Annotated in this window: 22 protein-coding genes; 10 read left to right on the top strand and 12 right to left on the bottom strand. The window is 67.0% G+C overall.

Annotated elements, in window-relative coordinates:
- Positions 1–12 precede the first annotated feature (12 nt).
- A complete protein-coding gene (locus tag ACIGJD_RS16250; protein ID WP_483687067.1) occupies positions 13–723 on the bottom strand; it encodes a DUF4397 domain-containing protein in 711 nt (236 codons plus the stop codon).
- A gap of 103 nt (positions 724–826) precedes the next feature.
- On the bottom strand, positions 827–1,270 hold the full coding sequence (locus tag ACIGJD_RS16245) for a PaaI family thioesterase (protein WP_483687066.1): 444 nt from the start codon (positions 1,268–1,270) through the stop codon (positions 827–829).
- A 145-nt stretch (positions 1,271–1,415) separates the two neighbouring features.
- Between ACIGJD_RS16245 and paaZ the strand changes: the two genes are divergently transcribed.
- Both paaZ and ACIGJD_RS16235 read left to right on the top strand, forming a co-directional pair.
- Positions 1,416–3,527 carry a phenylacetic acid degradation bifunctional protein PaaZ gene (gene paaZ, locus ACIGJD_RS16240; RefSeq protein WP_483687065.1) on the top strand — a complete coding sequence of 704 codons (2,112 nt, stop codon included), beginning with the start codon at positions 1,416–1,418 and terminating at the stop codon, positions 3,525–3,527.
- A 149-nt stretch (positions 3,528–3,676) separates the two neighbouring features.
- A complete protein-coding gene (locus ACIGJD_RS16235; RefSeq protein WP_483687064.1) occupies positions 3,677–4,072 on the top strand; it encodes a VOC family protein in 396 nt (131 codons plus the stop codon).
- Between the two features lie 66 nt (positions 4,073–4,138).
- Here the strand turns inward: ACIGJD_RS16235 and ACIGJD_RS16230 are convergent, their stop codons facing one another.
- From ACIGJD_RS16230 to ACIGJD_RS16210, 5 genes are all read right to left on the bottom strand, one after another.
- Positions 4,139–4,444 carry a hypothetical protein gene (locus tag ACIGJD_RS16230; RefSeq protein WP_483687063.1) on the bottom strand — a complete coding sequence of 102 codons (306 nt, stop codon included), beginning with the start codon at positions 4,442–4,444 and terminating at the stop codon, positions 4,139–4,141.
- A gap of 13 nt (positions 4,445–4,457) precedes the next feature.
- Complete coding sequence (locus tag ACIGJD_RS16225) at positions 4,458–5,618, bottom strand: S1C family serine protease (RefSeq protein ID WP_483687062.1); 1,161 nt, start codon at positions 5,616–5,618, stop codon at positions 4,458–4,460.
- 71 nt (positions 5,619–5,689) lie between these two features.
- Complete coding sequence (locus tag ACIGJD_RS16220) at positions 5,690–6,391, bottom strand: TetR/AcrR family transcriptional regulator (RefSeq protein ID WP_483687061.1); 702 nt, start codon at positions 6,389–6,391, stop codon at positions 5,690–5,692.
- 61 nt (positions 6,392–6,452) lie between these two features.
- Entirely contained in the window at positions 6,453–7,835 is a 1,383-nt protein-coding gene (gene paaK, locus ACIGJD_RS16215) for a phenylacetate--CoA ligase PaaK (protein WP_483687060.1), read from the bottom strand.
- 7 nt (positions 7,836–7,842) lie between these two features.
- A complete protein-coding gene (locus ACIGJD_RS16210) occupies positions 7,843–8,313 on the bottom strand; it encodes a hotdog fold thioesterase (RefSeq protein ID WP_483687059.1) in 471 nt (156 codons plus the stop codon).
- A gap of 347 nt (positions 8,314–8,660) precedes the next feature.
- Here ACIGJD_RS16210 and pta point away from each other — a divergent pair, with 347 nt between their 5' ends.
- Positions 8,661–10,691, top strand: a complete 2,031-nt coding sequence (pta, locus tag ACIGJD_RS16205; protein ID WP_483687058.1) for a phosphate acetyltransferase — start codon at positions 8,661–8,663, stop codon at positions 10,689–10,691.
- 175 nt (positions 10,692–10,866) lie between these two features.
- On the opposite strand, the gene ACIGJD_RS16200 is transcribed toward pta, so the two are convergent.
- Entirely contained in the window at positions 10,867–11,157 is a 291-nt protein-coding gene (locus ACIGJD_RS16200; protein WP_142132762.1) for a hypothetical protein, read from the bottom strand.
- Between the two features lie 234 nt (positions 11,158–11,391).
- Positions 11,392–11,784, bottom strand: coding sequence for a nuclear transport factor 2 family protein (locus tag ACIGJD_RS16195; RefSeq protein ID WP_483687057.1), 393 nt, complete (start codon positions 11,782–11,784; stop codon positions 11,392–11,394).
- Positions 11,785–11,967: 183 nt separating this feature from the next.
- Between ACIGJD_RS16195 and ACIGJD_RS16190 the strand changes: the two genes are divergently transcribed.
- Genes ACIGJD_RS16190 through ACIGJD_RS16180 form a run of 3 tightly spaced genes read left to right on the top strand, consistent with a single transcriptional unit; the run spans position 11,968 to position 14,106 of the window.
- Positions 11,968–12,324, top strand: a complete 357-nt coding sequence (locus ACIGJD_RS16190) for a VOC family protein (protein ID WP_483687056.1) — start codon at positions 11,968–11,970, stop codon at positions 12,322–12,324.
- A 55-nt stretch (positions 12,325–12,379) separates the two neighbouring features.
- Positions 12,380–13,540 carry an acetate kinase gene (locus ACIGJD_RS16185; protein ID WP_483687055.1) on the top strand — a complete coding sequence of 387 codons (1,161 nt, stop codon included), beginning with the start codon at positions 12,380–12,382 and terminating at the stop codon, positions 13,538–13,540.
- A 5-nt stretch (positions 13,541–13,545) separates the two neighbouring features.
- Positions 13,546–14,106, top strand: coding sequence for a GNAT family N-acetyltransferase (locus ACIGJD_RS16180; protein ID WP_483687054.1), 561 nt, complete (start codon positions 13,546–13,548; stop codon positions 14,104–14,106).
- 2 nt (positions 14,107–14,108) lie between these two features.
- On the opposite strand, the gene ACIGJD_RS16175 is transcribed toward ACIGJD_RS16180, so the two are convergent.
- The 3 genes from ACIGJD_RS16175 to ACIGJD_RS16165 all read right to left on the bottom strand — a co-directional run bounded on the left by ACIGJD_RS16175 (position 14,109) and on the right by ACIGJD_RS16165 (position 17,880).
- Complete coding sequence (locus tag ACIGJD_RS16175; RefSeq protein ID WP_483687053.1) at positions 14,109–15,305, bottom strand: NAD(P)/FAD-dependent oxidoreductase; 1,197 nt, start codon at positions 15,303–15,305, stop codon at positions 14,109–14,111.
- Positions 15,306–15,309: 4 nt separating this feature from the next.
- A complete protein-coding gene (locus ACIGJD_RS16170) occupies positions 15,310–15,516 on the bottom strand; it encodes a hypervirulence associated TUDOR domain-containing protein (RefSeq protein WP_142132767.1) in 207 nt (68 codons plus the stop codon).
- Between the two features lie 147 nt (positions 15,517–15,663).
- Positions 15,664–17,880: a S9 family peptidase gene (locus ACIGJD_RS16165; RefSeq protein ID WP_483687052.1), complete on the bottom strand. Its 2,217-nt coding sequence runs from the start codon at positions 17,878–17,880 to the stop codon at positions 15,664–15,666.
- A 167-nt stretch (positions 17,881–18,047) separates the two neighbouring features.
- Between ACIGJD_RS16165 and ACIGJD_RS16160 the strand changes: the two genes are divergently transcribed.
- The 4 genes from ACIGJD_RS16160 to ACIGJD_RS16145 all read left to right on the top strand — a co-directional run bounded on the left by ACIGJD_RS16160 (position 18,048) and on the right by ACIGJD_RS16145 (position 21,286).
- A complete protein-coding gene (locus ACIGJD_RS16160) occupies positions 18,048–18,608 on the top strand; it encodes a hypothetical protein (RefSeq protein ID WP_483687051.1) in 561 nt (186 codons plus the stop codon).
- A 13-nt stretch (positions 18,609–18,621) separates the two neighbouring features.
- The gene (locus ACIGJD_RS16155) at positions 18,622–20,241 is read left to right on the top strand and encodes an FAD-dependent monooxygenase (RefSeq protein ID WP_483687050.1); all 1,620 of its coding nucleotides are present in this window, start codon (positions 18,622–18,624) and stop codon (positions 20,239–20,241) included.
- Between the two features lie 183 nt (positions 20,242–20,424).
- Complete coding sequence (locus ACIGJD_RS16150) at positions 20,425–20,616, top strand: hypothetical protein (RefSeq protein ID WP_286398834.1); 192 nt, start codon at positions 20,425–20,427, stop codon at positions 20,614–20,616.
- Positions 20,617–20,863: 247 nt separating this feature from the next.
- A complete protein-coding gene (locus ACIGJD_RS16145; RefSeq protein WP_483687049.1) occupies positions 20,864–21,286 on the top strand; it encodes an Hsp20/alpha crystallin family protein in 423 nt (140 codons plus the stop codon).
- Positions 21,287–21,458: the final 172 nt, after the last annotated feature.

Here is a 21,458-nt window from a genome sequence, read left to right as displayed (position 1 = left end):
CGGCCCGTCAGGTCAGTGCCGGCCGCGCCCCTGGTCCTTGCCGTCAACCACCTGGACGGCTACAGCCAAGTTGCCGTCGGCCAGGCTTCCCCAGGCGTAAACGATGGTGTTCTTCCCGCCTTCCACCGTGATGTCCGCCGGGCCGATCACGGGATCGGTGGTTCCCGCCGCGGCCACGGTGGCCGATATGGTGCCGGCCTTCAGCTTCAGTTTCGCTTCGTCCGGGTTGGAGAGTCCCTCAATCACCGGAACTCCACCTGCCAGTACGTCGACGGCGGGCGCCGCGGCCACGTGCCTGACGGTGAGCTTGCCCTTCTGGTCGTTGCGGGGAGCCTTGGTGTCGTTCGTGAAAAGTGACGCCGTGGGTGTGCCGGCGGCATCGAGGTGGGCCACAGCGGTGTAGTTCCGGCCTTCGTCGAGTTCCACGTTGACCGGGCCGATCACCGGGTTGTCGGCGCTGGTGGCGTCGGCAGCGGTGATGGCGATCTTGTAGTCCCCGGCAGGCAGTTCCAGCGGCCCGGCCAGAGTGCCTGGAGTGAAGTTGTCGAGGGTCAGCTTGCCGTTCACCCACACGTCCACGGTCAGGCCGGGAACGCCGTGCAGGACGGAAAGCTCGGCCGTGTCATCATCATGGTGGTGCCATCCGCCGGCCTGGGCGGGAGCGGCGAAGGCCAACGAAGCAGCGAGCGAGAGTGCTCCGGCGGCGTAGGTCATTTTGCGCATGTCAAACTCCTTGCAGGATGCCCGGTAGCCGGGCTGTTTGTACTTACGCGCTTAATACCTGCGGAACGCCGTCCCTGGATGCAGTGCCGGAGAACTTTTTGCGTCAGTTTTTGCGCTTCATCAGCAGGTTGGTGATGCGCAGGGTGCACAGCCGCTGGCCTGCCTCGTTGGTGATCAGCACCTCGTGCGTGGTGAGGGTGCCGCCCAAGTGGATGGGGGTGGCGGTGATGGTCACCTGGCCCTCACGCGCGGAGCGGTGGTGGGTGGCGGAAACGTCCACGCCCACGGCGGTCTTGCCCATGGTGCTGGCGTGGATCACCGCAGCCCAGGACCCCACGGCCTCGCCCACGGCCAGGGAAGCGCCGCCGTGCAGCAGCCCGAACGACTGCCTGTTCCCCTCCACGGGCATGGTGGCCACCACGCGCTCCACGGACTCCTCCAGGATCTTTACGCCCATCTTCTCGTCCAGCTCGCCGAGGGTGATCTTCCAGAGTTCATGTTCGGGCGGCTGGTTGCCAGCGGCATCCGCGGGGGACGGGGCGTTCATAAGTTCTCCTTTGAGGCGGCCAATTCGGTCCTGGCCTTCTAGTCTGCAGCACGGCACTTCATGTATGGTGAATATATTACCGAACGGACGGTCAGTAATGGCTGTCCTGTTTGCCTGCCCCCCCTTGTTGGAAGGACCGTCAACGATGACCACCACCGCCACAGCCCCCCAGGCCACGGTCGACACCGTGGAGACAGTGCCCAGCTTCGTCAGGGACGCCTGGTGGACGCCCGACGCCGGCTCGTCGGCTTCCGCGGTCCCCGTCCGGGACGCAAGCACCGGGGAGATCCTGGCCAAGGTCAGCACGGAGGGCCTGGACCTCGGTGGGGTGGTGGAGTACGGGCGCACTACCGGCCAGGATGAACTGGGCAAGCTGACGTTCCACCAGCGCGCCCTCAAGCTCAAGGAACTGGCCCAGTACCTGAATGCCCGCCGGGAGCACTTCTACAACTACTCCTTCCAGACAGGCGCCACCAAGATCGACTCCATGGTGGACATTGACGGCGGTATCGGCGTCCTCTTTACCTTCGGTTCCAAGGGCCGGCGCGAGCTGCCCAACTCCCAGGTGGTTGTGGACGGCCCCATGGAGGTGCTCTCCAAGGATGGCTCCTTCGCCGGCGAGCACATCTACACCCGCATTCCCGGCGTCGCCGTGCAGATCAACGCCTTCAACTTCCCCGTCTGGGGCATGCTCGAGAAGTTCGCCCCCGCGTTCATTGCAGGCGTCCCCACCATCGTGAAGCCTGCCACCCCCACCGGCTACGTTGCTGCCGCGGTGGTCAAGGCAATCATCGAATCCAACATCCTGCCGAAGGGTTCGCTGCAGCTGGTCTCCGGCTCGGTCCGCGGCCTGTTGGACGTGCTGGACTACCGCGACCTGGTGGCCTTCACCGGTTCCGCCTCCACCGCAAAGTCGCTGAAAGCCCACCCGAACGTGGTGGAGGGCGGCGTCCGGTTCACGTCGGAGACCGACTCCCTGAACGCCGCTATCCTGGGCCCCGACGCGGTCGAGGGCACCCTGGAGTTCGACGCTTTCGTCAAGTCCGTGGTCACCGAAATGACTGTCAAGGCCGGCCAGAAGTGCACCGCCATCCGGCGCGCCATTGTGCCTCAGGAGCTGGTGCCCGCAGTCTCCGCCGCGATCGGCAAGCGCATTACGGAGCGGGTCGTCCTGGGTGACCCGCGCGGTGAGGGCGTCACCATGGGCGCGCTGGCCTCGGTGGAACAGCTGGAGGACGTCCGCGCGGCCGTGCAGTCCATGCTCGACGCCGGCGGTGAGCTTGCGTACGGAACGCTCGATTCGCCGTCGGTCACCTCTGCCGATGGCACCACCGGGGTGTTGGACGGCGGGGCGTTCATGGCCCCCGTGATCCTGAACTGGGACAACCCGGAAGCCGAGGCCATCCACTCGCTCGAGGCGTTCGGGCCGGTATCGTCCGTGATCGGCTACAAGGACCTGACCGACGCCGTGCGGCTGGCCGCCCGCGGCGGCGGGTCCCTGGTGGCATCGGTTTGCACCAACGATCCCGAGGTGGCCCGCCAGCTGGTCACCGGCATCGCGGCACACCACGGCCGCGTCCTGATGCTCAACCGCGAGGACGCCCGCACCTCGACAGGCCACGGCTCGCCGGTTCCGCACCTGGTCCACGGCGGACCCGGGCGTGCCGGTGGCGGCGAGGAACTGGGCGGCATCCGGTCCGTGCTGCACCACATGCAGCGCACCGCCATCCAGGGCTCCCCGAACATGCTCACCGCCGTCACCGGTGTGTGGCACGCCGGGGCCGACCGCAACTTCACCGTGGAGACCGAGGGAACGCACCCGTTCCGCAAGCACCTGTCCACCCTCAGGATCGGCGACGCCGTCCGCTCAGACCTGCGGCAGGTCACCCTGGAGGACATCACCGCGTTCGCCAACTCTACCGGCGACACGTTCTACGCCCACACCAACCAGGAAGCGGCGGAGGCCAACCCGTTCTTCCCGGGGATCGTGGCGCACGGCTACCTGCTGCTGAGCTGGGGCGCCGGGCTGTTCGTGGAGCCCGCGCCGGGTCCCGTGCTGGCCAACTACGGCCTGGAAAACCTGCGCTTCATCACCCCCGTGGCCGCGGGGGACTCCATCCGGGTGACGCTCACTGCCAAGAAGATCACGCCGCGCGAAACCGACGAATACGGCGAGGTGGCGTGGGACGCCGTGCTCACCAACCAGGATGACGAGATCGTGGCCACCTACGACGTCCTCACCCTCGTCGAAAAGTAACCCCCACGCGTGCTCTATCACTTTTGGTCCCTAAGAGCCTGTTTTGGCGACCAAAAGTGATAGAGCAACGGGGCGTTGGGCCCGGTTCTTTTTGGGATCTCCGAGCGTAAAATTCTGCCCACAAGGAGGCGGACCCAATGCATCTGACAATGAGCTCGGCCACAACCATCCTGCCGGTCGACGACCCCGCACGTGCCCACAGCTTCTACACCGAAAAGCTGGGACTTCCGCACCGCGGAACGACTGATGACGGACATCAGCTGCTCGGCATCGACGGCGGCCCGCTGCTGGAGCTGATGCCGGTGTCCGACGGAAAGCACTCGGAGCACACCGCGTTGAGCTTCCAGGTAACGGACATTGAGGCGACCGTGCGGGATATGGAAGCCAGGGGCATCAGGTTCCAGGACTACGACCTGCCCACCCTGAAAACGGAAAACCACATCTGCACCACGGGATCGGAAAAGTGCGCGTGGTTCATGGATACCGAGCACAACATCCTCTGCATCCACCAGAACCTCGGAGGGGATATGGAGTACCAGGTCTAAATCACACAGCAGCAGGGGTGCCCCGGTCGGATCGGGGCACCCCTGCTGCTTGTCTACCGGCGGCGGCTAGCTTTCGGCGCCGCCGTGCAGGCCGTCGTCGCTGCTGTCGTCCTCGCGCCCGGTGCCGCGGCCGTCTTCACTGCGGTCGGAGAGGTCCATGTTGCCGCGGGCCTCATCCATCGCGGGGCCGCCGGAGGGGACGCTGTAGGTTTCCGGGCGCACGCCGTGCGACTGCTCCTCGATCAGGGCCTGCTCCTCGCTGAAGCGGATCACGTTGGCTTCGTCGCCGGCATCGCCCGGAATGTCCTCGCGGATCTTGGAGGGGTCGGGAACGATGAATCCTGCGTCGGGTTCTTCCTTGGGGTGGCTCATGTGTTTTTCCTTCCTATCGGGTGGTTGTGTTGGCTGGGCGGTCGGTGAGGTCCACCTTGATGTCCAACGTCTGGTCGCCGCGCTTGACCTTGAAGCCTACGGTGTCGCCCGGGTTGCGCTTGCGCAGTTCCGCCAGGAGCTTCTCCGGCGTGGTGAGCTCCACGCCTTCCATGGACTGCAGGACGTCTCCCGGGCGGATTCCAGCGCGTCCCGCGGGCCCGTCGGAGTCTGCCGCGAGCACCACCACGCCGGATCCTGCCTGGATGCCCAGCTGCTGGGCGATCTGCGCGGTTAGCTCGCCCGGAGTCAGGCCAAGGTACGCGTGCTTGGCCGTGCCGTTTTTCAGCAGCTCCTCGGCGACATCCACGGCGGTGGCGGCGGGAATGGCGAAGCCAAGGGACACAGCGCCGGACGACGGCGGGATGTAGGCCTCGCTGATCCCGATCACCTCACCGCGCATGTTGATCACGGCGCCGCCGGAGTTGCCGGGACTGATCGGTGCATCGGTCTGGATGAGGTCCACCAGGGAGAGGCTGTTGGATGCGGAGCCGGGGATGGAGCGGTGCAGTCCCGAGATGATCCCGGCGGTAGCGGTGTTTTCAAATCCGAGTGGGGAGCCCAGGACCAGTGCGCCCTCGCCCACCTTGGGCAGGTTGCTCTGGTAGGTGGGCTTGGGCAGGCCGGTGCGCTTGGCCTGGACCAGCGCAAGGTCCGTGACGGCGTCGCTGGCCTTCACTGTGCCCTCGACGCGCTGCCCGTCGGCGAACCCCACTTCAACGGTGGTGGCGCCGTGGATCACGTGCTCGTTGGTAAGGATCAGGCCGTCAGCCGAGTACACCACGCCGCTGCCCAGGCCGCTCTGCGTGAAGATGGTGACGACGGACGGCGACAAGTTTTCCACGAGCTGCGGCAGGTTGCCGGCCGCTCCGGAGTCGGGGCCCGCGCCGGTGGCTGGTGCGGAGGAACCAGGTGCCGCGGAACCAGAGCCGGAGGGCGCCGGCGTGGCGGACGACGACGACGCCTGGCTTGAGGAGGTGCCGCTGGGGTTGGGAGGGCCTGGCGTGCCGGTGCATCCGCTGAGTGCCAAGGCGGCTGTGAGAGCCCCGGCGCCCAGTACTGTGCCGAGCGCCGGGTGGAGATGGCGTGAACGCTCTGGAGCGCTGGCCCTGCTCATCGATACCTCCCTGCGGATGGTGGCTTTCTACCACCGTAACGGGGGAGTGGGGAAAATACCAAGCACCCTTATTATTTGGTGCCGGGAGGGCTTGCCGCTTCCTGGGTGTGGGCGTGAAGGCCATCAAACGCCATGGTGATGACGTCGTCGGCCAGCCGTTTCGGTGAGAGGGCGCCGCCCGGTTTGTACCACTCCACAATGGAGTTGATCATGCCGAACAGCAGGCGTGAGACGGTGCGGGGGTCGATGTCTGCGCGGAGCGATCCCTCCTCCCGGGCGGCGGAAATCAGGCCTGCGACTTTGTGGTCGAATGCGCGGCGGCGTTCCAGGGCGTCGCGTTCGATTTCTGTGTTGCCGCGGAGGCGCAGCAGCAGGGTGACAAAGGGCAGGCGGTCCACCAGGACGGCCACCGTCTGCCGCAGCACGAACTCCAGCCGGGCATCCGCCGCGCCGGAGGTCGCGTCGGGCTGCTCCAGGATGGCTTCGAGGCCGCCCAGGGCGTGGTCAAGGGCGAGTTTGAGGAGATCGCCCTTGGATGGCACGTGGTGGTAGATGGCGGACTTGGAGATGCCCAGATTCTCCGCCAGGATGCCCATGGAGGTGGCGTCGTAGCCGTGCCGGTTGAATACGTCCACGGCGATACGGAGCACGGACTGCTGGTCGTAGCCGGGGCGGCCGCGCTTGGCTGCGCCATTCACGGCAGTGCCGTTGGCGGGATTGCCGTTGGTGCTTGAGGTTTCGGTGGTGCTGGCAGTTCTGCTGGCGCTGGGCATAATCGCTAGTTTCTCACGAACGGTCGGTAAGTCCGGGGACGGCGCAGCACCACCAAAACACTCAGGCCTTCGGACGCAGGTCGTAGATGCGGCGCAGCTTGCCGTTGGACCGCTCCAGCGAGCCGGGCTCCACTACGTCCACGGTGCACGAAGAACCCACGTGGATCTTGATCTGTTCCTTCAAGGTGCGTGCCGCCGTCGTGCTCTGCTCAATGGTGACGGCGTCCCGGCGCTCGATGCGCACGGTCAGCTGGTCCATCCGCTGGCCCTCGGGGCGGGTGAGTTCCAGCTGGAAGTGCGGGCTGAGCTCGGGAATGCGCAGGGCAATTTCCTCGATCTGGGACGGGAAGAGGTTCACGCCGCGCAGGATGATCATGTCGTCGCTGCGGCCGGTGATGCGGCCCATGCGGCGGTGCGCGGGGCGGGCCGTGCCGGGCAGGAGCCGGGTGAGGTCCTTGGTGCGGTAGCGGATGATCGGCAGGGCTTCCTTGGTGAGCGAGGTGAACACCAGTTCGCCGTGCTCGCCGTCGCGCAGGACGTTTTCCTTGCCCGCAACAGGGTTGAAGGGGTCGATGATTTCGGGGCGGAAGTGGTCCTCCCAGATGTGGCTGCCGTCCTGGGTCTCCACGGCTTCGCCGGCAACGCCCGGTCCCATGACCTCGGACAGGCCGTAAATGTCGCAGGCCTTGATGTTCATCATGACTTCGAGCTCGTGCCGCATCTCCTGGGTCCACGGCTCGGCGCCGAGAACGGCGAACTTCAGTGAGGTGGAGGCGGGGTCGATCCCCATGTGCGCCATGGCGTCGGCGATGGTGAGCAGGTAGGTGGGGGTGGCCAGGATGGCGTCCGGCTTGAAGTCCTGGATCAGCTGGATCTGGCGTTCGGTCTGGCCGCCGGACATCGGAATGACGGTGCAGCCCAAGGCCTCGGCGCCGGCGTGCGCGCCCAGGCCGCCGGTGAACAGGCCGTAGCCGTAGGCGTTGTGGACCTTCATGCCGGGGCGGATGCCCGAGGCGCGGAAGCTGCGGGCCACGAGCTTCGCCCAGTCGGCCAGGTCCTGCTTGGTGTAGCCCACCACTGTGGGCCGGCCGGTGGTTCCGGAGCTGGCGTGGATGCGGGCTACTTCGTTCTGCGGCACGGCGAACATCCCGAACGGGTACTCCTGCCGCAGATCCTCCTTGGTGGTGAAGGGGAAGTTGCCCAGGTCGCTCAGTTCGCGCAGGTCGCTGGGGTGGATGCCCGCTTCATCGAACTTGCGCTTGTATAAGGGCACCCGGTCGTAAGCGTAGGCCACGGTGTGCTGCAGCCGCTGAAGCTGCAGGGCCTCGAGCTCGTCGCGGGAAATGGTTTCCTCGCGGTCCAGGACGGCGTCCGTGCCGGTTGCTGCGGTGTCCGCCGGGGTGGAAACGGCAGCGGCGGGGGTTTCGGGGGCATGCAGGGTCATGGTTTTCCTACTTCTTGGGGATGGTGCGGCTGCGTCCGCGGAACTCGGCGATGAGCTCGCCCGGGGAACTGGGCTGGGTTTCGGTAGCCGGCGTGGCGGCATCGGCGGCGAATATCTGGATGTCGTAGAGCCCGCTGCGCCCGGCGCTGGAGCGGCGGTCCGCGACGGCGGTGAGCACCTGGCCGCGGAAGGCCGGCTTGAGGAAATTAATGTCCACGCCGGAGGCAACCGTGATGGTGGCTTCCTCGCCCGGTGCAGGGTGGATGGGGTTGCACGCGAGGGCGAAGGCAGTGTCGCCGAAGGCGAAGATCATTCCGCCGTGGGCCATGCCGAAGCCGTTGAGCATTTCCTGCCGGAGGGTCATCCGGATGGTGGCGTGGCCGTCGCTGAGGGCCAGGACCTCAATGCCCATCCATTCGGAGGCGTAGTCGTTTTCCAGGATGGGGTGGGTGGCCCCGGAAAGAGTGGTCTCAGCCATGCGTCATTGCCTCCAGCTTTATTTACCGAATGTTCATTAGGTAATCCCATGAAGGGGTCCGGTGTCAAGGGGATAGGGGCTAGGTGCGTGCCTTCCTGCCCGGTTGCTTGGCCGGTTGTCCGCGCCGGAGTCGGGGACACGCCGTCGTCCGCGGCGCACCGCACGGTGGAGCGAAAAGCAACTGGGCTGGCACGCACGACGGCGGCCCGCACCTTCCGCTGCATGCCTCCGCGAGGTGGCACTTCGCGGCAGTCCCGGCTGCGAACACTGCCACGAGGTGCCCCGCGCGCGGATCGAAGTGCAAGGATGGAGGTACCGGCACCAGCAAGGACAGCAAAGGGCGGACCATGGCCAAAGGCATCTACGTCAGCGCAACAACTCCTGGATCGGGCAAGTCCCTGGTCGCCCTGGGGCTGGCGGACACGCTGCACCGGCACGCGGACAGGATCGGCTTCTTCAAGCCGGTGGTCCACGGGCCCTCGGCGGCCGACGACCCCATGGTGGCCCTGATGAAGTCCCGGTTCGCCCTGGAGGACGAACGGTGCCGCGGCGGCCTCACCCACGACGAGGTCCGCACGCTGCTGGCCGAAGGCAACCGCGCGGAAATCGACGCCCGGTGCGTCGAGATTTTCGCGGACATCGCCCGTCACTGCGACGTGGTGATTGTCGAAGGGACCGACCTGGTGGGCCAGGACGCCGCCGTCGAATTCGACCTCAACGCCCGCCTGGCCAACAACCTCGCCACGCCCGTGGTGGCAGTGGTGGGCGCCAAGGGCCGCACCGTCAGCGAGACCGCCGCCGCCGTCGAAGTTGCGCGCAAGGAACTGGCCGCCGAAAAGTGCGCGCTGCTGGCCATCATGGTCAACCGGGCTGACGCTGATGACCTGGATGCCATCGCCGCCGCCCTCAAGCCCGGTGCCTCCGGCCGGCCCGTGTATATCCTGCCCGAGCTGGAGGAAATCGCCCGGCCCACCACCGGTGAGGTGGCCATGGCGCTGGGCGTGCGCCAGATCGCGGGCACGCCGGACATGGAGCGCGACGTCAAGGACATCAAGGTGGCTGCCATGAACGTGGGCAACTTCCTGAACGTGCTGGACGAGGGCGCGCTGGTGATCGTGCCGGGGGACCGGGCGGACGTGATGGTGGCCTGCCTGGCGTCCTCCTTCTCGCCCGAGTTCCCCGTGGCGTCCGCACTCATCCTCACCGGTGGCCTGGCCCCGGACGCCAACATCTACCCGCTCCTGGCGCAGGCACCGTTCCCGGTGTTCGCGGCCGACGAGGACACGTACCAGACGGCCCGCCGGGTGTCCGAGGTGCGCAGCGAGATTTGGTCCGGGCATCGGCGCAAGGTGGCTTCCGCCCTGGGGCTGTGGTCCCGCCGGGTAGACGAGGCGGAGCTGGTGGAGCGCCTGCACCTGCCGCGGGCGGAACGGATGACGCCGTTGCGCTTCCTGCATGACCTCGTCGAGCGGGCCCGGGCGCAGCGCCGCCACGTGGTCCTGCCGGAGGGGACCGACGTCAGGATCCTGCGCGCGGCCGAGATCCTGCACCGCCGTGACGTCTGCGACCTGACCCTGCTGGGGCCGGAATCTGCCGTCCGGGAACTGGCGGCGGCGAACGGAATCGACCTGTCCGGCATCAACGTCATTGATCCGGCCACATCCGAGCTCCGATTGACGTTTGCCGAGAAGTACGCCGAACTCCGGGCGCACAAGGGCGTGGACCTGCCCAAGGCCCTGGAGATCATGCAGGACGGAAGCTACTTCGGCACCATGATGGTCCAGCTGGGCGTGGTGGACGGCATGGTCTCCGGCGCCGCGCACACCACCGCGCACACCATCAGGCCGGCGCTTGAGTTTGTGAAGACCCGGGAGGGCGTGAAGATCGTGTCCTCGGTGTTCCTGATGCTGATGCCGGACCGCGTGCTGGTCTACGGCGACTGCGCCGTGAACCCGGACCCCAATGTGGAGCAGCTGGCGGACATTGCCCTGGCATCGGCCGAGACCGCCGCGCAGTTTGGGGTGGAGCCACGGGTAGCGATGCTTTCCTATTCGACCGGTGGTTCGGGCTTTGGCGAAGCGGTGGATGAGGTGCGGCAGGCCACAGAACTGGTGCGCCAGCGCCGGCCGGACCTCGCCGTGGAGGGTCCCATCCAGTACGACGCCGCTGTGGACGCCTCGATCGCCGCGTCCAAGATGCCCGGCTCCACCGTGGCCGGGCAGGCCACCGTGTTCATCTTCCCGGACCTGAACACGGGCAACAACACCTACAAGGCGGTGCAGCAGAGCTCCGGCGCCGTGGCCGTAGGCCCGGTCCTGCAGGGCTGCGGAAGCCCGTCAACGACCTCTCCCGCGGCTGCACGGTGGAGGACATCGTGAACACGGTGGCCATCACGGCCATCCAGGCGCAGGCCCAAAGTCCAGCCCAGGGCTCGGTCCCGGCGACGGTTTCCGCGGAGGCGCCGGCGTCCTGAGGGACGGCCCGGAAAAGTACGGCGCCGGCACTCGTTCTTGGGTTTGAGTGCCGGCGCCGTACTTTTGGGTTGGGGAACAGTCAGCTGTTGTCCGGCTTGGCCAGGCTTTCCGGGTCCTCCTGCTTGGCAGGCTCATCGGAGAGGCCCTGCGGGGTGAGGTCCAGGTCTTCCCGGTTCTCCGGGGCCTCCGGCGCTTCTCCGGTTTCGGCGGCCTTCAGGTGGCCGGTATCGTCCAGGGCCGGGTTGGCGCCCTCCACGCCCGTGGGATCGTCCTTGCTGCCGGAGTCCGGCTGGGCGTTAAGTGGCGCGGTGCTGCTGGATCCCGTATTGGTGGGGTCGTTCTCGTCGATCGAATTTGGCTCGTTCGTCATGGAATTGTCCTCTCGGCGTGGTCCAGCCTTGTCCGCCGACTCTATGCACAGGCTTCGCCCATCCGCAAGGAACCGGCACGAGGGACGGGAAAGGTGCGCCCCGTTCGCTGAGCGCACCTTTTCGCTATTCCGTTCGCAGCCATTTCCGATCGACCGCATCTATAGTAAGCATACTGACGATATTTTTGGCAAGCCTCCCGTGTTCCCGTGGCGAAAGCCTTTTAGCGCCGCAGGTCAGGACCAAAAATCCGCTAGCTGCGCACTGTCCTCCGGGAATTCCAGGCCCTCCCTGATCTTTCCGCCTGAGATACGGAAGACGAGGATTTCACGCTGGTCCAGGGACTTGCCGTCGCGCTTCGCATGGGTGGTATGGATCCCAATTGCGTACCTGTCGCCCAAGGCCAAATCCTCCACATTGACCTTGATGGACCCATTCGACCGCGCAGCAAGCTCCCCGAAGTAGCCGATGATGGCATCCCGGCCCCGTTTTTCCCCCGACAGGCCACCGCTGCCGCCGATCCTCCAAACAGCGTCCTCGGCCATAATCTCCCTGAAAGTATCCATGTCGCCGGCGTTGAACGCCTCATAGCCGCGCCGAAGGATTGTCATGTCTTCCTGGGCTCCCATTGCCTCCACCTCCGTCATCGTCGTCGGATCCCAGCGAAGCCAGATTAGGCCCGGCCGGGGGCGTGGTCGAGGGGGACTGGCCCCAAACGCGTCCCCTGAAAGCTAACGGAGACACAGAAGTGTCCCCTCCCACGGCGATCAAGGGGCCCCTTCCTGTCGGAGGGGTGGGCTAGTATCGCAGCCATGCCCGGTACAGCCATCACCACCGCCTTCATCCCCGTCCGGAACCCGCAAGCCGCAGCCGGCTGGTACAGCCGCATGCTCGGGCTCACGGTAGGCCAAGCCAGCGACTTTTCGGCTGTCCTCTCCGCCGCCGGAACCGCATCGGTGACCCTCATGGGCCCGGACAGCGGTATCAAAGCCCAGCCCGGCCTTGCCTGGGCAACCTGCAACTTCCTGGTTGATGACCTGGAGGAAACGCGTGCCAGGCTCGCGGAAAACGGGGCTGCGGTCGGCGCCATCGCGGGCGCCCCGGACGTCTGCCTCTTCTTCACGGCCCAGGACCCGGACGGCAACACGCTGCTGCTGACGGACCGTTAGCCGTGCAACCTATAGTGGGGTTTGAACTGCAGACGCCAGGCTGAGGAGGCCCCGCATGCTCGTGCTCGTCATCAATTCCGGTTCGTCGTCGCTGAAGTACCAGGTGCGGGACGTGGCCGCCGGGACCGTCCTCACCGAGGGGCTGATCGAGAAGATCGGCGTGGGCAACGGCGGCGGCGGGGATGGCGAAATGGTGGGCCCGCGGGATCACGCGGAGGCCCTGGAGCAGGTGGACGCGGCCATCCACCAGGAACTGGGCGACCTCGAACTGGGGGCGGTGGGGCACAGGGTGGTCCACGGCGGCGAGCGGTTTGCCGAGCCCGTCCTGGTGGACAACGAAATCACCCGCGCCATCGAGCGCCTCAACCCGCTCGCGCCACTGCACAACCCCGCCAACGTCCTGGGCATCCGCGCCATCACCAAAAAATGGCCCAAAATGGCGCAGGTTGCAGTCTTCGACACCGCCTTCCACCGCACCCTCCCCGAGCATGCCTGGCGCTACGCGGTCCCGGATGAGCTCTACACCAACCACGGCATCCGCCGCTACGGTTTCCACGGCACCTCCAACGAGTACGTCGCGCGCCGGTCCGCCGCGCTGCTGGACCTTCCGGTCGAGGAGTTCGACGGCGTCATCGCCCACCTGGGCAACGGGGCCTCCGTGACGGCGATCCGCGGTGGACGCTCCGTGGACACCTCCATGGGCTTCACCCCGCTCGAGGGCCTGGTGATGGGCACCCGCTCCGGCGACCTGGACCCCTCCATCCTGGTGTTCCTGGGCCGCGCCGGCTGGACCCCCGAGGACCTCGACACCATGCTGAACCGCGAGTCCGGCCTCAAAGGCCTGGCCGGCCACAACGACATGCGCTCCGTGGTGGAGGCCTCGGAAGCTGGTGACGAGCGCGCCGCCATGGCGCTCGCCGTGGCCTCCTACCGGCTGGCCAAGTACATTGGCGGCTACCACGTTGCGGTGGGCGGGGCCAAGGCGTTGGTGTTCACCGCCGGGATCGGGGAAAACTCCAAAGAGTTCCGGGCCCAGGTAGCGGACCGCCTGGGCGCCCTGGGCATAGAGCTCGACGGCGGGCTGAACGCTGAGCGGTCAAAGGAGCCGCGGGTGATTTCGACCCCGTCCTCCGCGATTCCCGTCCTGGTGGTCCCCACGGACGAGGAGCGGGCCATCGCCGAGGCGACGGCCGCCGTCGTCAGCGCAGGCCACTAATCCGCATGCCGGCGATTTCCCTTCCCATCCACACCGACCGGCTGGTCCTGCGCCGGTTCGACGGCGGGGACCTGGACGCCTTCCACGCCTACCACTCGCTGCCGGAAACCGCCCGCTACCTTCCCGGTCCTGCCAAGACCTATACGCAGTCGATGGAACGGGTAGGCCGGTACGCCAACTTCGCCTTCGAGAAGGAAGGGGACTGGGTGGCCCTTGCCATCGAAGCGGCGGACGAGCCCGGGCTGCAGGGCGAAGTGGTGCTCAAATGGCTGCCGGGACGCGGGCAGGGCGAGGTGGGCTGGACCCTGGCGCCGGGAGCCCGCGGCAAGGGCTATGGCACGGAAGCCGCCCAGGCCGTCCTGCGCCTTGGCTTCGAGGAGCTGGGCATGCACCGGATTGAAGCGCGCCTGGACGAACTCAACGGAGCGTCGGCGGCACTGTGCAGCAGGCTGGGCATGCGGCTGGAAGCGCGGCACATCGATAAATGGCACTACAAAGGCCAGTGGGCCACCGAGCTCATCTACTCGATCCTTGCCGACGAGTGGCGCATCGGCTCCGGCGGCTAGCGCTACGCCCGGCCCTTGAGGATCAGGTTCCAGTAGATCTTCGGGAAAATGTCCCGGTCCAGCACCCAGGACAGCTTGCTTTCATTCCACGTGGGCAGCCGGGGGATGGTGGGCATGGGCCGGTACCGGTCGTCGAATTCGGCGAACACCACGGTGTCCCGTGACACGGTGAACGGGCATACTGAGTACCCGTTGTACTTGGCCCGCAGCGGCTTTCCCTTCCGTGCTGCCACCAGGTTCTTTGCCACCACCTTGACCTGTTTCCGGAGTGATCCGCCCGACTTGGAGTTGGTGGTGCCAGCGGCGTCGCCCAGGGACCATACGTTGGGGTACCGGAGATGCCTGAGGGTTTGGCGGTCTACCTCAACGAAGCCGCCCGCATCCCCCGCGGCCGGAAGGTCGGTGGCCTTGAGCCAGTCCGGGGCCGACTGCGGCGGAACTGCGTTGAGGACGTCGTAGGTCAGGTCCTCGGTGGTGTTGGCGGCGTTGTCCCGGATGGTGGCCCTGCGGCCGGCGGGGCTCACGGCTACAAGTTCGCTGTTGGTCCGCAGTTCGATTCCATACTGGGCGATCTTGCGGTCCAGTTCCCGGTCCACCTCCGGCACCCCGAACACGGTGGGGTAGGGCTGCACCATCACCACGCGGATCTTGTCCAGCACCCCCTGCCCGCGCCAGTAGTCGCACGCGAGGTACATGGGCTTCTGCGCGGCGCCCCCGCATTTGATGGGCCCGGCCGGCATGGTGAAGACTGCCGTGCCGGAGCGCATGGCGCTGAGCAGTGACCAGGCCTTGGGGGCCAGCTCGAACTCGTAATGGGAGGCGCCGTACGGGGAGTGCACGGCGTCGAGGAGGCCCGGCACCCGGTCCCAGTCGTACTGGAGCCCCGGGCACACCACCAGCTGCCCGTAAGCTACCGAAGACCCGGACTCAAGACTGACCGTATTGGCATTCGCATCCACCCCGACGGCTGCATCCCGGATCCAGGTGACGCCTTGGGGGATGACCGACTCCTGGCTCCGGACAGCCTCCTGGGCTTGCGCCCGCCCGCCGGCGATATGCGAGAACAGGGGCTGGAAGAGGTGGTGGTCCCGGGGCTCGACCACCGCCACGTCCTTGACACCGTAGCGCTGCAGCCGGGCCGCCAGGGAGATCCCGGCATTGCCGCCGCCGATGATCACTACCTCGTGCTGGGCAGCCACGCTGCTACTTCTTCTCGGTCAGCGCGGACGCCTTGTGCGCTGCCCGGGCGCCCGTCTTGTCCGATTCCACCACGTACTGCGGTTCATCCTCGCTGGCGCGGTGGGTGTTGCCGTCGAGTTCGAAGTCGCTGGTTTTCTTTTCCACGATTTTGCCGTGCGTCTTGCCCTGTGAGGTGTTCCACTCCACGCGGGTTCCCTTGCTCAATGACATGCCTGCTCCTCTGGTGTTAGCAACCGGAAAACACGTGCTCCCCAATAGTAAGCATGGTTAGCTTTTTCGGGTACGTGAAGCCCCATCCATTGCTCCGTACCTGTCGTTTAGCAGGCCCAAAACGACAATTACGGAGCAATCGATGGGTTACTTGAGGCCCGCCCCCGGAAGCAGGTCCACCGCGCCCAGTGCGTCGGCGATGAACGCATAGTCCCAGGCCCGTTCACGCCACTGCACGTACCGGCCGGACGCGCCGCCGTGGCCGCCGTCCATCTCGATCTTCATGACAATGGGCTCGGACCCGGTGGTCCTGTTCCGCAGCTCCTGCACCCACTTGGCCGGTTCCACGTACAGGACGCGGGTGTCGTTGAAGGACGTGACCGCGGCGATCTTGGGGTAGGCCACCTCCCGCACGTTCTCATAGGGGGAGTAGGACTTCATGTAGGCGTAGGCCTGGGGGTCGGTGATGGGGTTGCCCCACTCCTCCCACTCCAGGGCGGACAGCGGAAGGTCCGGGTCCAGGATGCTGGTGAGCGGATCCACGAAGGGCACCTGGGCCACGATGGCCGCGTACTTCTCCGGCGCCATGTTGGCCACGGCACCCATAAGGAGTCCACCCGCGGAACCCCCCAGCGCTGCAATGCGGGAGGGATCCACCCACCCGGAGCCGGCCAGCCAGTCCGTTGCGTCCACGAAGTCGGTGAAGGTGTTCTTCTTGGTGAGCTTCTTGCCGTCCTCGTACCAGTGCCGGCCCAGCTCGCCGCCGCCGCGGATGTGCGCGATCACGAACACCACGCCGCGGTCCAGCAGCGACAGCCGGGCAATGCCGAAGCCGGGATCCATGCTCATCTCGTAAGAGCCGTACCCGTACACCAGGCCCGCCGCCGTCGAATCCTGCTTGACGGCCTTGTGCCGCAGGACGGACAGCGGGATGCGGGTGCCGTCCGCCGCCGTCGCCCATTCGCGGGTGGCAACGTAGTCGCTGCCGTCGTAGCCGCCCAGCACCGGGCTTTCCTTGCGCAGCAGCAGCTCGCCGGCGGGCTGCTCCGGGGTGGGCAGGACGAAGTCGTAGATGCGCGACGGCGTGAAGTAGGACGTGTAGCCCAGCCGGATCACGGGTGCCTCGTAATCGGAGCCGCCCACCCCGGCGGTGTAGAGCTCCTCGTCGAAGGCCGGTTCCACGGGCTCCTGCTGCGCGGGCGTGCCCAGCCCGGCCAGGCCCATCACCTGCACCCGTTCGATGGTGTCCTTGCGGATGGAGACGATCAGGTGCGTGGCCGTCACCCCCGCACCGTTGACGCGCACGTCATTGGAATGTTCGACGACGGTTTGCCAGGTCTGGTCGGCCAACGGCTTTTCCAGCTCGGCCGGGTCCGCCAGGGAGACCATGGAGTTGATGGCTTCCCGGTTGTGCGTGAGCAGGATCTTTTCCTGCCCGTCGAGCAGGAAGGGCTCGGCTTCGTAGAGGATCCGCTCGTCCCGGGAAATCACGGTGCTGACGGTTGCAGAGGGGTCGTCAAACCGCAGCAGCCTGGTTTCGCTGTACTCGGAGCATCCGATGCCCAGCACCAGGTGGCGCCGGTCGGCGGAAAGCTCGAAGCCCAGCCACATGGCGGGGTCGTCCTCCTGGTACACCACTTCGTCCTGGGCAACGGTCGTGCCCAGGATGTGGGACTTTACCTGGTAGGGCCGCCAGGACTCGTCCACCACCGTGTAGAAAAGCCGGGAGCCGTCCGGGGAGAAGGCAACACCGTAAAAAATGTTCTCGATGACATCCGGCAGCAGTCCGCCGGTGCGCAGGTCCTTGATCCGCAGCGTGAACCGTTCGTCCCCGGAGTTGTCCACGGCATAGGCGTACAGGTTCCCGTCAACAGTGACGGCGGTGCCACCCACGGAGAAGAACGGCTTGCCTTCGGCTTCGAGGTTGCCGTCCAGCAGGATCTCCTCGCCGGGAATCCCAACTCCGGCCTCGACGGCCGGGGGAGTCCAGTCGGCTACTTTGTCCCCGGTGTCACGCGCCTTCACGCGGCAGTGGATGCCGTACTCCTTGCCCTCGGCCGAGCGGCTGAAGTACCACCAGCCGTCCTTGCGGTGCGGGACGGAAAGATCGGTTTCCTGGGTACGGCCCTTGATCTCCTGGAAAATGGCCTCGCGCAGCGGCTCCTGGTGCGCGGTGACGGCTTCCTGATACGCGTTCTCGGCCCGCAGGTGCTCCACCACCTCCGGCGATTCCTTGTCCCGCAGCCATTCGTAATTGTCAACGAACGTCTCCCCGTGGTGGGTGCGTTCGGTGGGGATCTTCTTGGCAACCGGGGGCGCCGGGATCGCAGTGCCGGTGGAATCCTGCAGGGAAGTGGAGGTCATGGATTCAATATATAGACCGCTCCCACCAAGTCGGCAGGCCGTTCGCTGTCGGGGGAGGCGCCCCGGCGCGAAAGCGCGAAAGGGGGCGAAAGACTCTGGGACCATTCGCGTCCTTCCCGGCAGGCTGGAAAGGCGCTGCAGACAGGCGCAGGGAAAGGAGAACGCCCATGACCCCCGAATCCGGACCGGCTCCCCGGCCCAGGGCATGGCTGGCGGTCGCTCGCAGCGTCGGAACGTCCTGCGTCATGCTGGCACGCCGGCAGGTGCACCTTCCGAAGGACAATGTGGGCCGGGTGCTGCGCTTCGCCGACGGAAGCACATCGCGGGTCTACCGGGAGACCGCCGTCGACCGCGTGCCCGCCGAGCCCTGCGTGCTGGTGGTGGCGTTCACGCTGAGGTGGGTGCGGGGCCGCGCACACCGCCTGTTCGAGGTGGAAAGCATCCTGAACACTCCGCTCTTCGTGGGGTTCCCGGGCTTCGTGTCCAAGCTCTGGTGCGCCCACGACACCTTCGGCGCCTACCGCGGGCTGTACGAGTGGGACGGTGCCGAACGGGCCGGAAGGTATGCTGCGGCGCTCTGGCGGGTGCTGGAACTTGTCAGTGTCCGCGGGTCGATCAGCTACAAGGTGCTTCCCGGCCTGCGCCGCGACGACGTGCTGGCGGACCCGGCCAGGATTGCGGCCGCCGGAATCGACCATGCATGGTGGCGGCTCCGCGCCAAAGAGTGACGGCAGGGCGCTCATGCCAGGCGGGCAAGGTACGACGGCGGACACGGACGTTTTAGTGGTTGGCGCGGGTCCCGCAGGGCTCACCACCGCCCTCCAGGCTCTTGCCCACGGGGCCACCGTACGGGTGGTGGACCGGCGGGAGCACCGGGCCCGCCCGTCAAGGGCGCTGATGCTGCATGCCCGTGCACTGGAAGGCCTCCGCCCCCTGGGCGTGACCGACCAACTGCTGGACCGGGCAGACACCGCCCCCGAAGCACGGATACACCTGGGCCGGCGGCTGGTCGAAGCCCGGCTGGGGCACGCAGACCTTTTGGACACCGCCTTCCCGCACCTGACGCTGGTCCGGCAGGCCGACGTCGAGGAGGTTCTGTGGCAGGCGCTGCAGGACAGGGGCGTAGCGGTGGACTGGGGCGTGGAATTCCGTGGCCTGCACCAGGACAACGGCAGGGCGCCGGCGCTTCAAAACGGCGGCCCGGTCCACGCGGAGCTCCACGGCGCCCGCGGGCCTGGGCAGCACCTTTCCCGCTTCCTGGCCGGCTGCGACGGACAGTCCAGCACCGTCCGCGGGATCACCGGCGCGCAGTGGCGCGGCGGGCCCTACCGGGTGGAAGCCGTCCTGGCCGACCTCGAACTCGATGGCCCCCTGGACCCAGGGCTGCTGCATGTGGCGGTGGGCCGTGCAGGGCTGGCTTTCCTTTTTGCGCTGGGCGAGGGTGCCACGTGGCGGATGCTGGCCACCCGCCCGGCGGTCCCGGGTTCCAGCGCCAGCTTCGGCCAGCTGGGTCCGCCCGTTCCACCGGAGGAGGTGGCGCGGCTGGTGAGGGAGTCGGGCCTGGGGGCCACCGTGCGGGACGTGGGCTGGTCCGCCCAGGTTCCGCTGCAGCACCGGATTGCCGGCACGTTCGGGACCAGCCCCGTCTTCCTGGCCGGCGACGCCGCCCACGCCCACTCCCCGGCGGGAGGCCAGGGCATGAACAACGGCATCCTGGACGCCCTCAACCTCGGTTGGAAGCTGGGGTTCGCCTCAACCGCCGGGAGGCCGCTGCCGGAACTGCTGGAAAGCTACGGGCGGGAGCGGCTGCCCGCGGCCCGGCGGGTGCTGGCGCTGACGCACCTGATCTTCTTCGGCGAAGCCTCGCCGCATCCGGCCGCCCGCCTGGCCCGCAGCATCCTGCCGGCGTTCGCTCCCGTCCTGCCGATCCTGCTTCGCAGGCGCTGGCTCATCTCGAAGGGCGTCAGGCTGCTGGCCCAGCCGTTCGTGAACTACCGGAGCAGCGCCATCTCGCGCGACGGTACGCCCGGGGCCAGCGGGTGGCCGCGGCCGGGCGAGCGGCTGCCCGATGCTGTGGTGTCGGTGGACGGACGGGTGGTCCGCCTGCATGAGCTGACCGCCGTGCCTGGCATCCACCTTTTGCTGGGGCGCGACGCCGGCCCGGTGGCCCTGGGTGCCGGCCCGGTCGCTGCAGCGCTGGACAGGCAGCCCCGGCTGCTCCACATCCATCGCCTGTCCAGCCATCCCGGAGCGGGCATGGTTGCGGTCCGCCCGGACGGCTGCGTGGGGTTCCGGTGCGGCGAGGCGGAGCCGGCGCAGCTCCGCGACTGGCTGCGGCTGGTCGGTGCGGTCCCGGACTAGGTGCCGTCGGGACTAAGGCGCCCTCCCGCCGTCGTAATGCTCCATCACTTATGGCTCCTAAAGGGGCCTTATAAGAGCCAAATCTGATAGGGCAACGGGGGTGGGGAGGGTAGTTGCGGCGGGGTTGCGGGCGTAGTCTGGTCAGTTCAAGGCACATAAGTCCAGCATGAGAGGGGAAGTTCCATGACCATCCCGCCAGTGCACGAACCTGAGCCGTTTCCGCCCGAACCCGGTCCGGAACCCACGTCGCCGGATCCCACCCAGCCGCCCGGTCCGCCGTCCCCCAACCCGTTCCCGGCACCGCCGGCGCCCGGCCCGCTGCCGGTCCCGGATCCAGGGCCCGCGCCGCTTCGCCCGGATCCCACCAGGGACTGACGGCAAAGCCGTAAAGCAGTGATGCCGAAGAGGGGCCTTCTGCGCAGCAGCAGCTGCGGAGAGGGCCCCTTTTCATGCTGCGGACGTCGCGAAAATCAGGCCCGCTTCGGACCTAAAAACAGGCAGGAAATCCGCGGCTGAACCCCTTGAAGACCTCCCGCTGCAGTGCTAAAAAATCTATATCAGCCACCACAGATCAGGCTGATGTGGAAGCAGTGTTGGACCATCTCTTACCAGGAGGGAAGCCATGTTGATGCGAACCGATCCGTTCCGCGAGCTGGACAGGCTGGCCCAGCAGGTCCTCGGTACCAGTGCACGCCCGGCGGCGATGCCGATGGATGCATGGCGTGAGGACCAGGAGTTCGTCGTGGCCTTCGATTTGCCCGGCGTCGCTGTGGATTCGGTGGACCTGGATGTGGAACGGAACGTCCTGACCGTGCGGGCGGAACGGCCCGACCCCGTGGGCAAGGACACCGAACTGATCGCAGCCGAACGGCCGCGCGGCGTCTTCAGCCGGCAGCTGATCCTCGGCGACACGCTGGACGTGGACAAGGTCAAGGCCAGCTACGACGCCGGTGTGCTGACGCTGCGGATCCCCGTTGCCGAAAAGGCCAAGCCGCGCAAGATCGAGATTGAAACGAAGGGGGCAAAGCAGGAGATCTCCGCATAGCCGGCGCGGGAAATCCGCTCAGCGCGAGAACCGTAGATGACCGGAAAGACTCGGGAGGCGGGCACATCTGTTGACTGCCTTTTTGGGGCGAATCGCCATCTGTGCAACGCCACAGCGCCAGACAGCGCATCGGCAGCTTAGGCCTCAACCTCCCGACACGGTGGCCCCCGGG

Source organism: Arthrobacter sp. E1SS-5 (assembly GCF_057073715.1).
Note: the sequence above shows the minus strand (reverse complement) of the source record. Positions and strands in the feature narration are given on the sequence as shown.